Annotated in this window: 17 protein-coding genes and 1 tRNA gene; 4 read left to right on the forward strand and 14 right to left on the reverse strand. The window is 45.8% G+C overall.

All coding sequences use genetic code 11. From position 1 onward, the window contains the following. Nucleotides 1–3 precede the first annotated feature (3 nt). Complete coding sequence (locus tag GJU82_RS14450; RefSeq protein ID WP_153632796.1) at nt 4–1,149, reverse strand: NEW3 domain-containing protein; 1,146 nt, start codon at nt 1,147–1,149, stop codon at nt 4–6. A gap of 255 nt (nt 1,150–1,404) precedes the next feature. Continuing rightward, on the reverse strand, nt 1,405–1,665 hold the full coding sequence (locus GJU82_RS14455; protein ID WP_153632797.1) for a hypothetical protein: 261 nt from the start codon (nt 1,663–1,665) through the stop codon (nt 1,405–1,407). Between the two features lie 225 nt (nt 1,666–1,890). Here GJU82_RS14455 and GJU82_RS14460 point away from each other — a divergent pair, with 225 nt between their 5' ends. Beyond that, nucleotides 1,891–3,507 carry a sulfatase gene (locus GJU82_RS14460; RefSeq protein ID WP_153632798.1) on the forward strand — a complete coding sequence of 539 codons (1,617 nt, stop codon included), beginning with the start codon at nt 1,891–1,893 and terminating at the stop codon, nt 3,505–3,507. A 185-nt stretch (nt 3,508–3,692) separates the two neighbouring features. Here the strand turns inward: GJU82_RS14460 and GJU82_RS14465 are convergent, their stop codons facing one another. From GJU82_RS14465 to GJU82_RS14500, 8 genes are all read right to left on the reverse strand, one after another. After that, complete coding sequence (locus GJU82_RS14465) at nt 3,693–3,983, reverse strand: GIY-YIG nuclease family protein (RefSeq protein WP_153632799.1); 291 nt, start codon at nt 3,981–3,983, stop codon at nt 3,693–3,695. Nucleotides 3,984–4,126: 143 nt separating this feature from the next. Then, nucleotides 4,127–4,417 carry a GIY-YIG nuclease family protein gene (locus GJU82_RS14470; RefSeq protein WP_153632799.1) on the reverse strand — a complete coding sequence of 97 codons (291 nt, stop codon included), beginning with the start codon at nt 4,415–4,417 and terminating at the stop codon, nt 4,127–4,129. A 144-nt stretch (nt 4,418–4,561) separates the two neighbouring features. Beyond that, entirely contained in the window at nt 4,562–4,852 is a 291-nt protein-coding gene (locus GJU82_RS14475; protein ID WP_153632799.1) for a GIY-YIG nuclease family protein, read from the reverse strand. Nucleotides 4,853–4,996: 144 nt separating this feature from the next. After that, nucleotides 4,997–5,287, reverse strand: a complete 291-nt coding sequence (locus GJU82_RS14480; protein WP_153632800.1) for a GIY-YIG nuclease family protein — start codon at nt 5,285–5,287, stop codon at nt 4,997–4,999. A 104-nt stretch (nt 5,288–5,391) separates the two neighbouring features. Then, entirely contained in the window at nt 5,392–5,682 is a 291-nt protein-coding gene (locus GJU82_RS14485) for a GIY-YIG nuclease family protein (RefSeq protein ID WP_153632801.1), read from the reverse strand. A 144-nt stretch (nt 5,683–5,826) separates the two neighbouring features. Next, nucleotides 5,827–6,117, reverse strand: coding sequence for a GIY-YIG nuclease family protein (locus GJU82_RS14490; protein ID WP_153632802.1), 291 nt, complete (start codon nt 6,115–6,117; stop codon nt 5,827–5,829). Between the two features lie 144 nt (nt 6,118–6,261). Continuing rightward, nucleotides 6,262–6,552, reverse strand: a complete 291-nt coding sequence (locus tag GJU82_RS14495) for a GIY-YIG nuclease family protein (protein ID WP_153632802.1) — start codon at nt 6,550–6,552, stop codon at nt 6,262–6,264. Nucleotides 6,553–6,621: 69 nt separating this feature from the next. Then, a tRNA-Asn gene (locus tag GJU82_RS14500) sits at nt 6,622–6,695 on the reverse strand. Between the two features lie 425 nt (nt 6,696–7,120). On the opposite strand from GJU82_RS14500, the gene GJU82_RS14505 reads away from it, so the two are divergent. Further along, nucleotides 7,121–8,110 carry an adenosine kinase gene (locus GJU82_RS14505; RefSeq protein ID WP_153632803.1) on the forward strand — a complete coding sequence of 330 codons (990 nt, stop codon included), beginning with the start codon at nt 7,121–7,123 and terminating at the stop codon, nt 8,108–8,110. A 77-nt stretch (nt 8,111–8,187) separates the two neighbouring features. Here GJU82_RS14505 and GJU82_RS14510 read toward each other — a convergent pair whose 3' ends face one another. The 3 genes from GJU82_RS14510 to GJU82_RS14520 form a co-directional block, all read right to left on the reverse strand. Next, a complete protein-coding gene (locus GJU82_RS14510; RefSeq protein WP_153632804.1) occupies nt 8,188–9,717 on the reverse strand; it encodes a hypothetical protein in 1,530 nt (509 codons plus the stop codon). Between the two features lie 245 nt (nt 9,718–9,962). Next, nucleotides 9,963–10,577 carry a deoxynucleoside kinase gene (locus GJU82_RS14515; protein WP_153632805.1) on the reverse strand — a complete coding sequence of 205 codons (615 nt, stop codon included), beginning with the start codon at nt 10,575–10,577 and terminating at the stop codon, nt 9,963–9,965. A 56-nt stretch (nt 10,578–10,633) separates the two neighbouring features. Continuing rightward, complete coding sequence (locus GJU82_RS14520) at nt 10,634–12,157, reverse strand: GH3 auxin-responsive promoter family protein (protein ID WP_153632806.1); 1,524 nt, start codon at nt 12,155–12,157, stop codon at nt 10,634–10,636. A 142-nt stretch (nt 12,158–12,299) separates the two neighbouring features. Between GJU82_RS14520 and GJU82_RS14525 the strand changes: the two genes are divergently transcribed. Further along, nucleotides 12,300–12,830, forward strand: coding sequence for a CvpA family protein (locus GJU82_RS14525; RefSeq protein ID WP_153632807.1), 531 nt, complete (start codon nt 12,300–12,302; stop codon nt 12,828–12,830). Between the two features lie 204 nt (nt 12,831–13,034). Here the strand turns inward: GJU82_RS14525 and GJU82_RS14530 are convergent, their stop codons facing one another. Then, a complete protein-coding gene (locus GJU82_RS14530; RefSeq protein WP_153632808.1) occupies nt 13,035–13,199 on the reverse strand; it encodes a hypothetical protein in 165 nt (54 codons plus the stop codon). Between the two features lie 202 nt (nt 13,200–13,401). Here GJU82_RS14530 and tyrS point away from each other — a divergent pair, with 202 nt between their 5' ends. Further along, entirely contained in the window at nt 13,402–14,694 is a 1,293-nt protein-coding gene (gene tyrS / locus GJU82_RS14535; protein WP_153632809.1) for a tyrosine--tRNA ligase, read from the forward strand. Nucleotides 14,695–14,726: the final 32 nt, after the last annotated feature.

Below are 14,726 nucleotides of genomic sequence, written 5' to 3' on the forward strand. Positions count from 1 at the left end.
GCATTACCTCCTTCCGTATTTGCGGAACAGATAAAATACGCTTCCGAGCGCTAAGAGGATAATGATAACGCCAATCCATCCCAATAGCATGGAGGTTTTGACCGTTACACGTAATTCGGCTTTGGTACCGACTTCGGGAGTTTTGGCTTCGATTTTGGTGACATAATCGCCGGCGATGGCTTTTTGGGAAGCCTGGATGGTAGCCATTACTTTGGTGGCATGGCCTGCCTGGAGGTCGACAATTGTTTTTGGGTCGAACGAAACTTTCCAGTTGGTAGGTTTCGTTACATCGAAGTTGATGTTTTTCAGGTCGGACGAGCCGGTATTGCGTACCACGAATTCAACCTGTTTCTGGTCGCCTGCGGTAATGTCGGTGCTGAGCAGTCCGGTGGGCGTTGTGAGGTCCATGTTAAATGTTCCGGTAATCACAACTTCGAGGGCAATCTCGGCTGAGGTCGTTCCCGAGGAAGCCGTTACCGGGATGCGGTAAGTTCCGGCTTTTACTCCTGTCGGTGGTTTTATTTGGATGGTAATGTCTTTGGTGGCGTTGGGGGCGATGTTCACCGATGCCACTTCTTTGTAGCTGGCTTTGATGGTGACGTCCCAGCCGCGGGGCGCGTCGGCTTTGAGGGCGTAAAGCTGGTTGTCGTCCGTACTGTTTTTCAGTTTGGCTTTAAAGGTAAACGATGCCTTCGAGTTCCCTTTCATGTTGGGTTGGTCGGTGGTGAACCCGGTTTGATAGGTTCCGCGTTTCGAAACCACCACACTCAGCGGAAGCGAAGCGTATCCTCCGGCCAGTACTTTAAAATGGTAACTGCCTTTATTAATCTTCAAAGGCACATCCACTTTCAGGGTCAGTTTCTCCGTTTTTCCCGGAAGGACTGAGATCTGGCTGATTTTCCAACCGCCCGATTTCAATTCGCTGTCCCATCCACGCGGCATTCCTGCCACCGAAATGGGCATGGTTTGAATCTGACTTGTGTTGTTGATAACCTCAATGTTGTAATTGATGGTTTCTCCTGGCGGAACGGATATCCGGGTGTAAGGGGTGTACAATTCGACGCCGGTTCCGGCGGCATAGGTTCCGATGAAAACCAATTGAAACAGAAGAGTTAATGATAAACTTAACCATTTAGTGCGGGTAGACATAAAAGAATCCTCCAATGTTTTTTTAGGTGATGTATTATTCGGAGGCTAAGTATAAGACTAACTTTATTTAACTTTTGTTAAAAAATTTAATAAAACCCTAATAAACGTTTCTTGGCGATAGTTTTTAGGGGATTGAGCCCGTGTTTTTAATTTTTCCAAAGTTTGGGACTTTGGAAAAGCTGAAAGTAGCAGTTAAATAAAAAAAGTCCGGATAGGTTCTGTATTCGGACTTTTAGCATAATAATGGCTTAAGAATTATTCGTTTGTGTCTTCCTCGCCGGCCGGCGTTTCGTTTTCAGCCTCTTCCGCTGAAGTTTCGTAAAGCTGATAAATTGCCAATCGGGCAGGGTCATCGGGGAAAAGGATTTTGGCAGCGGTGTTAATTTTAACCAGCTTGTCCCAGATGGAGTTGTAAAGCTTTATGCGCTCGTCGGTAACGGCAGTTATTATTACCACGCCAATCATTCCGTATTCCGTACCCGGAAGAACGGGAATATCGGGGATGAAAGGTGCCATAAATCATAGTCAGGTAGTTGGTTGTGCATGTGCGTCCCGGAAAGGACAGTGATAGGCCCCTTCGGGAAGCGCCGATGATAAAAAAGCGGGTGACATTAGGTTTGCAGTAGCGAAGATGGTTATATTTGTTTATCAGGAAACGGTTTCAGAGGAAATAGTAAACCGTTTCCGGCGGGCCGCGAAGGCAACAATTAAATCGAACGGCACAAACCTAAAAGATTCCAAATGAGCAACAACCTGGCACACGCACTCGCCCTGCTGACAATGGGGGCGGCTGCAACAGCCTGCACGCAGAAGGCGCCCAAACCACAACACCCCAACATCATCTACATCATGAGCGACGATCATGCGTACCAGGCCATCAGCGCGTATGGTTCGGCCTTGGTTAAAACCCCCAACATCGACCGGATTGGAAACGAAGGGGTTATTTTTTCCCACGCCTTTGTTACCAATTCACTTTGTGCGCCCAGCCGCGCGGTGATGCTGACCGGTAAGCACAGTTTCATCAACGGGAAAGTGGACAATGTCCAGCGTTTCAACTGGGACCAGGAAAGCTTTCCGAAGTTGCTGCGGCAATCAGGTTACCAAACGGCACTGGTGGGGAAAATCCACCTTGACGGAACCCCGCAGGGCTTTGACTACTCGGCGGTACTTCCAGGCCAGGGGCATTATTACAATCCCGATTTTATTATCAACGGGAAGGAGGAACGGATTCCGGGCTATGTAACGAAAATTACGACCCGTTTGGCGCTCGACTGGCTGAAACATCGGGATACCGGCAAGCCATTCTGTTTGCTGTTCCACGAAAAGGCGCCGCACCGTGAGTGGATGCCGGAAGAAAAGTATTACAAGGAATACACGAAGAAAGAGTTTCCGGAGCCAGCTACCTATCATGATGATTACAGCGGACGGGGAACGGCTGCCCATGCTGCAGAGATGCGGGTTTACCGCGATCAGAACTGGTCGGGCGACGACAAACTCTATCCGGGTGTGATGGATAAGCTGGGGCTGAAAGATCCGACTACGTGGGGGCGCAATGCCTTTCAGCACAACGTTGGCCGGATGGATTCGGTACAAAAGGCTGCCTGGGATTCGGTGTACCGGCCCATGAACGAGGCATTCGAGGAAGCCTATCCAAACATGACAGAGGGGCAACTGGCGCACTGGCGCTACGAACGCTACCTGCAGGATTACCTGGCGTGCATTGCCTCGGTAGATGATGCGGTAGGCGAGCTGCTTGACTACCTTGATAAGAACGGCCTGGCCGATAATACTATCGTGGTGTATACCTCCGACCAGGGAATGTACCTCGGTGAGCACGGGTGGTTCGACAAACGGTTCATGTACGAGGAATCGTTCCGTACGCCGCTGTTGATGCGTTATCCGGAAGAGATTAAGCCCGGAACAACGATCGACCAGCTGGTGCAGAACCTCGATTTTGCCCCGACGTTCCTCGATTATGCGGGGGTAAAAGTCCCGAAGGATATGCAGGGCATGTCATTCCGTAAGTTGGTGGATGGGCAAAGCTCCGAATGGCGCGACGCGATTTATTACACGTATTATGAATATCCGTCGATTCACATGGTGAAACGGCATTATGGTGTACGGACCAACCAGTATAAACTGATGCATTTCTATTACGATATTGATGAATGGGAGCTCTATGACTTAGAGAAAGATCCACACGAAATGCACAATGTGTATGGCGATCCGGCTTATGCCGATGTGCAGAAAATGATGCACGGACGGTTAACCGAATTGCGCCAGAAATACGGTGATTCCGACAAACTGGATAAGCAATATCTCGACGCTTATTTGGAGGCAGTGAATAAGCAGGAATAAAGCGTTAATAGTATTAAGAAAAAGAAAGGGTGCCGATGGAGCACCCTTTTTTTTTCCAAAATCGGTTATGTGGATAAAAAAAGCTGGCCGTCTCTGACCAGCTTTTTCAGCTCCCCAGGTAGTCCCGATGTCCATCGGGAGAACCTACGGCCTACGGATTAATCCCGATGGACATCGGGACCGCTCTAACCAACTGAACTAAACTTCGTAATCAACCGTTCGATTGAATTTCGTTCAATAATGTCTTCAATATATTTTCTGCTTTTCTGTCTTTTAATATGTTTCTCAATCTTGAGGGCGACCGTTCGGGAATGACTAACATCAAAGGCAACTTTAAGGTCCCAGGGGCGATGTTTGCTGGTAAAACTATTTTCAGACAGATGATTGTGCTCTTCGAGTCTTCGCTCCACATCATCTGTTGAACCGACATAGTAAATATCTGAGGATGGAGAATACAAAATGTATACGTAAAACATTTTCACTTTAACGCATTGAAAATATTAAGGTACAAAAAAAGCCGGTCGTCTCTGACCAGCTTTTTCAGCTCCCCAGGTAGTCCCGATGTCCATCGGGAGAACCTACGACCTACGGATTAATCCCGATGTCCATCGGGACCGCTCTAACCAACTGAACTAAACTTCGTAATCAACCGTTCGATTGAATTTCGTTCAATAATGTCTTCAATATATTTTCTGCTTTTCTGTCTTTTAATATGTTTCTCAATCTTGAGGGCGACCGTTCGGGAATGACTAACATCAAAGGCAACTTTAAGGTCCCAGGGGCGATGTTTGCTGGTAAAACTATTTTCAGACAGATGATTGTGCTCTTCGAGTCTTCGCTCCACATCATCTGTTGAACCGACATAGTAAATATCTGAGGATGGAGAATACAAAATGTATACGTAAAACATTTTCACTTTAACGCATTGAAAATATTAAGGTACAAAAAAAGCCGGTCAGAAATGACCGGCTTTTTTCAGCTCCCCAGGTAGTCCCGATGCCCATCGGGAGAACCTACGGCCTACGGATTAATCCCGATGGACATCGGGACCGCTCTAACCAACTGAACTAAACTTCGTAATCAACCGTTCGATTGAATTTCGTTCAATAATGTCTTCAATATATTTTCTGCTTTTCTGTCTTTTAATATGTTTCTCAATCTTGAGGGCGACCGTTCGGGAATGACTAACATCAAAGGCAACTTTAAGGTCCCAGGGGCGATGTTTGCTGGTAAAACTATTTTCAGACAGATGATTGTGCTCTTCGAGTCTTCGCTCCACATCATCTGTTGAACCGACATAGTAAATATCTGAGGATGGAGAATACAAAATGTATACGTAAAACATTTTCACTTTAACGCATTGAAAATATTAAGGTACAAAAAAAGCCGGTCAGAAATGACCGGCTTTTTTCAGCTCCCCAGGTAGTCCCGATGTCCATCGGGAGAACCTACGACCTACGGATTAATCCCGATGTCCATCGGGACCGCTCTAACCAACTGAACTAAACTTCGTAATCAACCGTTCGATTGAATTTCGTTCAATAATGTCTTCAATATATTTTCTGCTTTTCTGTCTTTTAATATGTTTCTCAATCTTGAGGGCGACCGTTCGGGAATGACTAACATCAAAGGCAACTTTAAGGTCCCAGGGGCGATATCTGCTGGTATAACTATTTTCTGACAGGTAATTGTGTTCTTCTAATCTACGCTCCACATTATCTGCAGAACCGACATAAAAGATATCTGAGGAGGGAGAATGCAGGATGTAGAGGTAAAACATTTTCACTTTAACGCATTGAAAATATTAAGGTACAAAAAAAGCCGGTCAGAAATGACCGGCTTTTTTCAGCTCCCCAGGTAGTCCCGATGGACATCGGGACCGCTCTAACCAACTGAACTAAACTTCGTAATCAACCGTTCGATTGAATTTCGTTCAATAATGTCTTCAATATATTTTCTGCTTTTCTGTCTTTTAATATGTTTCTCAATCTTGAGGGCGACCGTTCGGGAATGACTAACATCAAAGGCAACTTTAAGGTCCCAGGGGCGATATCTGCTGGTAAAACTATTTTCAGACAGATAATTGTGCTCTTCGAGTCTTCGCTCCACATCATCTGTTGAACCGACATAGTAAATATCTGAGGATGGAGAATACAAAATGTATACGTAAAACATTTTCACTTTAACGCATTGAAAATATTAAGGTACAAAAAAAGCCGGTCAGAAATGACCGGCTTTTTTCAGCTCCCCAGGTAGTCCCGATGTCCATCGGGAGAACCTACGGCCTACGGATTAATCCCGATGGACATCGGGACCGCTCTAACCAACTGAACTAAACTTCGTAATCAACCGTTCGATTGAATTTCGTTCAATAATGTCTTCAATATATTTTCTGCTTTTCTGTCTTTTAATATGTTTCTCAATCTTGAGGGCGACCGTTCGGGAATGACTAACATCAAAGGCAACTTTAAGGTCCCAGGGGCGATATCTGCTGGTATAACTATTTTCTGACAGGTAATTGTGTTCTTCTAATCTACGCTCCACATTATCAGTAGAACCAACATAGTAGATATCTGAGGATGGAGAATACAAAATGTATACGTAAAACATTTTCACTTTAACGCATTGAAAATATTAAGGTACAAAAAAAGCCGGTCAGAAATGACCGGCTTTTTTCAGCTCCCCAGGTAGTCCCGATGTCCATCGGGAGAACCTACGGCCTACGGATTAATCCCGATGGACATCGGGACCGCTCTAACCAACTGAACTAAACTTCGTAATCAACCGTTCGATTGAATTTCGTTCAATAATGTCTTCAATATATTTTCTGCTTTTCTGTCTTTTAATATGTTTCTCAATCTTGAGGGCGACCGTTCGGGAATGACTAACATCAAAGGCAACTTTAAGGTCCCAGGGGCGATATCTGCTGGTATAACTATTTTCTGACAGGTAATTGTGTTCTTCTAATCTACGCTCCACATTATCAGTAGAACCAACATAGTAGATATCTGAGGATGGAGAATACAAAATGTATACGTAAAACATTTTCACTTTAACGCATTGAAAATATTAAGGTACAAAAAAAGCCGGTCAGAAATGACCGGCTTTTTTCAGCTCCCCAGGTAGGACTTGAACCTACGACCTACGGATTAACAGTCCGCCGCTCTAACCAACTGAGCTACTAGGGAATATGTTTTTTTACTCTACCTTCTCTAATGAATCCCGGTTTTCAGAATGAACCTACGACTTGGGGATTAATCCCGAAGTCCATCGGGACCGCTCTAACCAACTGAGCTACTAGGGAATATGTTTTTTTTACTCTACCTTCTCTAATGAATCCCGGTTTTCAGAATGAACCTACGACCTGGGGATTAATCCCGAAGTCCATCGGGACCGCTCTAACCAACTGAGCTACCAGGGAATTTTTTTATCGGTTTTTAACCAATGTTTGCAGTGCAAAGATAGTTGTTTTGGCCTCGCAAACTATTGTTTTTACCGGATTTTTTAAGAACGTTCCTTCAACGTTTTCGTCAAAGGCGTTACAAAAATAACAGGTTTTCCTAAAAACTAAAATATATTTGTAAAAATTTTAAAGTCAAAAAAACAGCACAAAATGCATAACGTTGATTATCCGAAAATCCTGGGTATAGGTAATGCCCTGGTAGACATTATGACTCTTCTCCGTGATGAATCCATTCTGCAGGAATTTGGACTTCCCAAAGGAAGCATGACCCTGGTCGATCGCGAACTCTCAGAGAAGATGCAGGAAAAGACAAATGGTTTTGAAAAAAAGATAACGACTGGTGGTTCTGTGGCGAATGCCATGAACGGTGTGGCTAACCTGGGCGTTCCCTGTGGATTTGTTGGCTCGGTTGCCGAAGACGACATAGGACGTTTCTTTGAATCGAAGCTTGAAGAAAACGGGATTGAGCCGTTTCTGAAGAAAATGGATACCCGCACCGGACGGGCTGTGGCCCTGATTACCCCGGATGGAGAACGCACCTTTGGAACCTACCTGGGAGCAGCGGTTGATATGGGAGCTGATGACATCGATCCCAATGTTTTCGAAGGGTTCAGTTATTTCCTGATAGAAGGTTATTTGGTACAGAATTACGCCTTAATTCTGGAAGCAGCCAGAAAGGCTAAAGCTTCGGGTTTGAAAGTGGCAGTCGATTTGGCCAGCTACAATGTAGTGGAGGCAAATCTTGAGGTATTGAATGATCTCGTGGATAACTACGTTGACATTTTGTTCGCTAACGAAGAAGAAGCAAAAGCTTTTACCGGGAAAGAACCGGAAGATGCATTAGATGCGATTGCATCACGCTGCGATATTGCCGTTGTAAAAGTGGGTAGCAAAGGTGCTTTCATCAAACAAGGAACCAGTAAATGGCACATTCCTGCTAAAGGAAGTAAAGTAGTTGATACGACCGGTGCCGGTGATTTCTTTGCTGCCGGAATGTTGGCCGGAGTTTCCAAAGGCTACGAACTGGAGAAGGCTGGACAACTTGGAGCCCTTTTAGCCGGCCGAATTATTGGTGTGGTAGGAGCACAACTGGATGCTGAAGCCTGGAGTGAAATTAAAGCGGCAGAAGCTCGGTTATAAATATTGCGAAAGAAATTAAGATACCTGGGGAACTGAAAAAAGCCGGTCATTTTTGATCGGCTTTTTGTGTCTTTTTACTACCTGCGGCCTGATCTTCTGCCGGAAGATGATCGGGAATGACTGCTCTTAGTGGTCGCTTTTGAACTTCGACTGTTCGAGCTGCGGCTTCTTTTAACGCTTGGACTTCTGTTGCTGGAGCTGCGACTACTACTATTTGTAACGCTTGGACTTCGACTGCTTGAGTTCTGCCTTCGGGATGACACCTTGGGCTGCCGGTATGAACTTCTTGAACCTGATGACGTGGTTGACACCCTTGGTTTGGAAGATGACCTGCTTGAATAAGTAGCGTGTGATTGCTTTGGCTGCCTGTAACTCTGCCCGATAGTAGATGACCCCGACAATCTGCTATTGTTTATTGTTGTTTTTTGTGGCGACTGTCTTTGTATGCTTACCGAAGAACGCGTGCCGGTTCCGTAAGACGAACTGCTGCCGCTTCGTCTTTGTAATACAGTATTTTTACTTCCCCGGGAAGGATTTGCAGTGGATCTTCCGGATTGTATCGTTGATGACCTTCGTGTGTCTACTGCCCCCCTGTTGACCGAGGAATTTGTCCGTGTACGCGACGGGGCTCCCGAAACCGTTCTTCTTCCGGAATATAAATTAGGGGTTTCGGTTGTTCTGTTTCTTACAAACTGTCGACTACTGTTCGTTCTTCCGGGATTTGAGTTGTCAGTTCGATATTCCGTGCTTCTTCCGGCCGTTTGCCTGTAAATATCGTCACCTCTTCTTCTCAGGTCCGGGCGTGAGTAGGTTGTTCTATAGTTTCCTGTTCTGATTCTGGCGTTGACTTTAGGAGAATATGCCCGCACATGACGGTAATAGAAATCGTGGTACCGATGGTACCGCGGATGATTCCAATGGCGGTAATGGGCATAATAGTAGTGGTCAAAGTGACTATGATAACCGTAGTAAGTATGCCAGTAATAAGGGCGCCACGGATTCCAATAGGAAGGATAATGTCCCCATCCCCAGATGGAATGCCAGCAAACATAGCCGGGACGATAGATAAACCGGATGATTGGCCAGGCTGCAACTTCGTAGGTTGTCACTACAACCGGCGATGGGCTGTCTATGACTACGGAACCTCCCATGTAACCCGGATTGGGCGTTTCATGACTATCTGCATAAATAGGTTCAACGATGTAGTTTTTGCCGTAGAGCGCTTCGTCACCAATCAGTTGTATCCGGGCTGTCCCGTCGTCGAAGCGTTGAACGGTGAAAACGGCTATGTCTTGTGTTTCATTCCTGTTGAGTTGAGTTCTTAAAACGATGGTATGAACATTTCCGTCAACATAATCGACAACCGAAATGTAATCAACCAGGTTGTCTCCATTCAGGTCGAGATTATTGATATGTAAATTTGGGTCATTCACGCTTCTTTCAAACCCTTCCAGTGTTTCTGACTCCTGGAATAATTTCATGGTAGCATAGAGATTCAGGTTGTCACCCGGCAAACCCAGGTACTCATCCGGATAATCACTTGCTGTTGCAATGCCTGCCATTGAAGTAAGGATTGCAAGGATGGATATGATGATTATTTTTTTCATAGCTGAAGGCTTTAGATGAACTGTTTCTGGTAAAAAGGAATGCAAAACGCGTACCATTAAATCAAGATGTTGTTAACACTCAGTTAGTCAGTGAGAAAAGGTTGTGTGGCGAGTAAGCGTTCGGAATGATAATTACGGATGTAGTGGTTCGATTTTATCGTTGCTATGTAGTGGAAAATTCAATTAGGAAAAAAAAGCCACTGAATTGTTTCAATGGCTTTCTTAATATCTTCTGACGGAGTTGTTTAAAACAATCCATTTATCTGGGCGTCGATGCGGTCGATTACTTTGCTGAGGTCTTCAGGGTTTTCGGCAAAGTTGATTTCATCCACATTAATGATGAGCATTTTCCCTTTGGCGTATTTCGAAATCCAGGCTTCGTAACGCTGATTCAGCTGTTTCAGGTAATCGAGCCGGATGGAATTTTCGTAATCGCGCCCGCGCTTCTGAATCTGGTTGACAAGTGTTGGGATGGTAGCGCGCAGGTAGATGAGCAAATCAGGCGGTTCGATCAGGCGGGCCATCAGGTCGAAGAGCGAGCGATAGTTGTTAAAATCGCGGGTGCTCATCAAATTCATGTCATGCAGGTTCGGGGCAAAAATCTCAGCATCTTCGTAGATGGTCCGGTCCTGAATGACCGTTTTCCCCATTTTACGAATGTCGAGTATTTGACTGAATCGATTGTTCAGGAAATACACCTGAAGATTGAACGACCAACGCTGCATGTCGTGGTAAAAGTCGTCGAGGTATGGATTATCATCAGTGCTTTCATAATGGGCTTCCCAGCCGTAATGTTTTGATAACAGTCCGGTTAGAGTAGTCTTTCCGGCACCGATGTTTCCAGCTATGGCAATGTGCATTGTCCAGTGTTTTTCAAAATCGTACGAAAATAATAAAACCATCGATAATGTCGGCTCTACCGCGAAAGTTCATGATGGAACGGAAGCAATTGCTCCAGGTAATCACGGTTGTTAGAGAGGCGCGGGACTTTATTTTGTCCACCTACTTTTCCTTTTTCTTTCATCCAGTGATAAAAAGTTCCCCGGGCGGCAGCGACGATCTTCGGTGCGTTAAGGGTCGTATTTTTATACCGCTTGGCTTCATAATCCGAGTTGACACTCTGCAGTGTTTTATCCAATATCTCCGTAAAACGCGAAAGATCAGCCGGAGGCGTTTCAAATTCAATGAGCCATTCGTGAGCGCCTTTGGCGTTGTCGCCCATAAAAATGGGCCCGGCAGTGTAGTCACGAATGGTGGCCCCGGTTTCGTCACAAGCCTGCTTTAATGCTTTTTCTGCATTATCGATGATGACCTCTTCACCAAATGCGTTGATGAAGTGCTTCGTCCGCCCGGTGATTTTTATTTTGTATGGATTTTTCGAAGTAAAGACCACCGTGTCGCCAATCAGGTAACGCCATAATCCGCCATTGGTCGAAATAACCATCGCGTAATTGATACCGGTTTCCACGTCCCATAATGGGATGGTTTTCGGATTTTCTTTTCCGTATTCCGACATGGGGATGAACTCATAAAAGATGCCATAATCGAGCATCAGCAGTAAATCATCCCGGGAAGGATCGTCCTGAATCGCAAAAAAGCCTTCCGAGGCATTATAGGTTTCGAGGTAACGCATTTCATCCGACGGAATCAGCTTACGGTACTGTTCGCGGTAAGGCTCGAAGTTGATGCCGCCGTGAATAAACACTTCCAGGTTGGGCCATACTTCCAGCATATTATTTTTCCCGGTATAATCGAGCACGTGGCGAAGCAACACCAGGTACCACGACGGAACGCCGGCAAACGAAGTCACATTTTCGTGGATAGAAGTTTTGGTAATTTCGTCCACTTTCCGCTCGAATTCCTCGATCAACGCTATTTCTGTAGGAGGTGTCCGGTTCAGATCGGTCCAGAATGGCAGGTTCTCGATCATGATGGCCGAAAGGTCGCCGTAGTACGATTTATTGCTCAGGTTGCTAACGCGATGGCTGCCGCCCAATGTCAGGCTTTTTCCCGTGAGGGCTTTGGCATCGGGATAGTTGCGGTGATAAATGGCCAATACATCTTTCCCTCCGCGAAAGTGGCAATCTTCCAGGGAATCAGTGGAAACCGGGATGAATTTACTCTTCGCATTGGTGGTCCCTGATGATTTGGCAAACCATTTTATTTCGCCGGGCCAAAGCACATTGCGCTCCCCATCAATCATCCGCAAGATGTGCGGTTCCATTTGTTCGTAGGTACTGATCGGAATGCGATCGGCAAATTGTTCCACCGATTTAATGGAGCGGTAGTCGTATTTTTTGCCCCATTCGGTATTTTTTGCCTCATTCAATAAATTAAACAGCATCTCCTCCTGAATCTCCTCGGCATGGTTCCGGTAGAGTTCAATCTGGTAGATGCGTTTGTAATTAACCCATTTGATGATGGAATTCAGCAGTGCCATTCGTTCTTTTTCGAATTAAGTTGGTTCAAGGCCAGAGTATTAAGTTTTTAACACCCGAAAGCCAAAATACATAATTTTTTCGGGCTACCCCTTTTCTGTATCATTTTTTGATATTTTTACCTTCTCGAACCAATCCGGGACCATGAACTTACTTGATATCATTTTTGGCGGGCTTTTGGTATTTGCTGCTGTCAGGGGATTCCAAAAAGGGTTTTTTATCGAACTGGCCTCCATTGCCGCGTTGTTGCTGGGGATTTGGGGCGCGGTTGAATTTTCCGGTTTTACGGCTTATTACCTGCATTCGGTTTTCAACTGGAATTCTGGCCATATGGGGCTTATTGCCTTTATTGTCACCTTTATTTTGGTTGTGGTAGCCGTTCATTTGGTAGCCCGGCTGGCAGATACACTCTTCAAGGCTGTGGCGCTTGGGTTATTTACCAGGCTGGCGGGGATGGTTGTTGGCGTGCTGAAAACGGCGTTTATCATTAGCGTTTTGCTGATCCTTATCGAAATGGTGGGCAAGGATACATTCAACCTGATACCGAAGGAACGGGCTAATCGTTCGATCCTTTATAAACCACTACGGAATTTTGCGCCCGGCATTCTGCCCTTTTTTCATTTCGACCAGGCACGCCAGGAGTTAAAAGAGGGATTCCGGGAAGTAACGTTGTAAGCCGTCTTCTTACTTTTCGCTTTCTGCCACCTTCCGGGAAAAGTCTTTCCAAAATACTTTGTAAAAATCAAGACTATGCGTCTTTGTGTTAAGGCAAAGATGAACGCCCCCGGCAGGGAAACATCAAGTTTTAAGCATTCAATATGCTTTTGAGATAGTTAACTCCACACGAATTTAAAGTGTTCCCTGTTCATGGAATATCGATCAACCGTCTTTCACCAACGCACGTGCATTTTCAATGTAGCCAACGATTGGGTGCGCGCTTCCATTTGCGGGAAACGCACTGGTTGAAAGCAGGAAAATCTGAACGAAAGAAAGTATCCGTTTCAAGCGGGCGGAAAGATGATGGTTGGCAGGATGATTCATCATAAAACGGTTAGTTGAGTGAATGAAAGTTTAATGAGATTATACTTTTCGTATGAACACCCGGTGAAGCTGCCCGGTGATTTATTGAGAGCGTTAAAATTTTGTATCTTAGCGCGAAATTTCAGCCATACAGACCTTTTCCCGGTTTCCCGGAAGGTTGAAATGATATAAAAAACGAACATTTAACGGACTAAAAAATATACCAGTGAATTTTGTAAATGAGCTAACCTGGCGGGGCATGATTCACGACATGATGCCCGGTACGCAAGAACAATTGGAGAAAGAGATGACCACCGCCTACGTGGGAATCGACCCGACGGCCGATTCGCTCCACATCGGGCACCTGGTCGGGGTAATGATGCTGAAACATTTCCAGGTGGCCGGCCACAAACCCATTGTGTTGGTGGGCGGCGCTACCGGAATGATTGGCGATCCATCGGGGAAATCACAGGAGCGGAACCTGTTGGATGAAGAGACATTGCGCCACAACCAGGATTGCCTGAAAGAACAGCTGTCCAGGTTCCTTGACTTCAGTCCGGAAGTAGAAAACGGTGCCGAAATGGTGAACAATTACGACTGGATGAAGGAATTCAGTTTTCTGGGTTTCATCCGGGATATCGGGAAACACATCACCGTGAACTACATGATGTCGAAGGATTCGGTGAAAAAGCGCCTCGATGGAAGCAGCAAAACCGGATTATCGTTTACCGAATTCACCTATCAGCTGGTTCAGGGAACCGATTTCCTTCATTTGTACGAAACCAAAAACTGCAAACTGCAGATGGGCGGCTCCGATCAATGGGGAAACATTACAACGGGGACCGAACTCATCCGGCGAAAGCTGGGAGGAGAGGCCTTCGCATTGACTTGTCCGCTGATTACCAAAGCCGACGGGAAGAAGTTTGGAAAAACCGAATCGGGCAACGTTTGGCTCGATCCGAAACGTACTTCACCCTATACATTTTACCAGTTCTGGCTGAATACCTCCGATGAAGATGCGGAACGTTACATCAGGATATTTACGCTGTTGCGGAAAGAGGAGATTGAAAAACTGGTAGCAGAACATCAGGAGGCGCCGCATACGCGCATCCTGCAGAAAACGCTGGCCAAAGAAGTGACCAGCATGGTCCACTCGGAAGCCGATTATGACGCAGCCGTTGAGGCTTCGCAGATTCTGTTTGGTAAAGGAACGGAAGAGCAGTTGCGCAAACTGGACGAAGATACGTTCCTTTCGGTTTTCGAAGGGGTCCCACAATTCCCGGTCGGCCGGAAATTGTTTGACGAGGGGGTTGGCGTGATTGATTTGCTGGCCGAACAAACCGAAGTGTTCCCGTCGAAAGGAGAGCTGCGCCGGACCATCAAAGGAGGTGGTTTGAGTATTAATAAATCGAAAGTGACGGCCGATGATGCGGTGGTGAATGCTGCCTCGCTGATTGGTGAAAAATATTTGCTGGTGCAGAAAGGGAAAAAGCATTACTTCCTGATCATTGCAGGATAATTGCCATTTTCTGCTGAACAGCATGATGTTGG

It is taken from the genome of Prolixibacter sp. SD074 (assembly GCF_009617895.1).
GTDB lineage: Bacteria > Bacteroidota > Bacteroidia > Bacteroidales > Prolixibacteraceae > Prolixibacter.

What these genes read in the sequence shown, in the direction of transcription:
- GJU82_RS14450 (WP_153632796.1), bottom strand. Translation starts at nt 1,149, where the DNA reads ATGTCTACCCGCACTAAATGGTTAAGTTTATCATTAACTCTTCTGTTT.
- GJU82_RS14455 (WP_153632797.1), bottom strand. Translation starts at nt 1,665, where the DNA reads ATGGCACCTTTCATCCCCGATATTCCCGTTCTTCCGGGTACGGAATAC.
- GJU82_RS14460 (WP_153632798.1), top strand. Translation starts at nt 1,891, where the DNA reads ATGAGCAACAACCTGGCACACGCACTCGCCCTGCTGACAATGGGGGCG.
- GJU82_RS14465 (WP_153632799.1), bottom strand. Translation starts at nt 3,983, where the DNA reads ATGTTTTACGTATACATTTTGTATTCTCCATCCTCAGATATTTACTAT.
- GJU82_RS14470 (WP_153632799.1), bottom strand. Translation starts at nt 4,417, where the DNA reads ATGTTTTACGTATACATTTTGTATTCTCCATCCTCAGATATTTACTAT.
- GJU82_RS14475 (WP_153632799.1), bottom strand. Translation starts at nt 4,852, where the DNA reads ATGTTTTACGTATACATTTTGTATTCTCCATCCTCAGATATTTACTAT.
- GJU82_RS14480 (WP_153632800.1), bottom strand. Translation starts at nt 5,287, where the DNA reads ATGTTTTACCTCTACATCCTGCATTCTCCCTCCTCAGATATCTTTTAT.
- GJU82_RS14485 (WP_153632801.1), bottom strand. Translation starts at nt 5,682, where the DNA reads ATGTTTTACGTATACATTTTGTATTCTCCATCCTCAGATATTTACTAT.
- GJU82_RS14490 (WP_153632802.1), bottom strand. Translation starts at nt 6,117, where the DNA reads ATGTTTTACGTATACATTTTGTATTCTCCATCCTCAGATATCTACTAT.
- GJU82_RS14495 (WP_153632802.1), bottom strand. Translation starts at nt 6,552, where the DNA reads ATGTTTTACGTATACATTTTGTATTCTCCATCCTCAGATATCTACTAT.
- GJU82_RS14505 (WP_153632803.1), top strand. Translation starts at nt 7,121, where the DNA reads ATGCATAACGTTGATTATCCGAAAATCCTGGGTATAGGTAATGCCCTG.
- GJU82_RS14510 (WP_153632804.1), bottom strand. Translation starts at nt 9,717, where the DNA reads ATGAAAAAAATAATCATCATATCCATCCTTGCAATCCTTACTTCAATG.
- GJU82_RS14515 (WP_153632805.1), bottom strand. Translation starts at nt 10,577, where the DNA reads ATGCACATTGCCATAGCTGGAAACATCGGTGCCGGAAAGACTACTCTA.
- GJU82_RS14520 (WP_153632806.1), bottom strand. Translation starts at nt 12,157, where the DNA reads ATGGCACTGCTGAATTCCATCATCAAATGGGTTAATTACAAACGCATC.
- GJU82_RS14525 (WP_153632807.1), top strand. Translation starts at nt 12,300, where the DNA reads ATGAACTTACTTGATATCATTTTTGGCGGGCTTTTGGTATTTGCTGCT.
- GJU82_RS14530 (WP_153632808.1), bottom strand. Translation starts at nt 13,199, where the DNA reads ATGATGAATCATCCTGCCAACCATCATCTTTCCGCCCGCTTGAAACGG.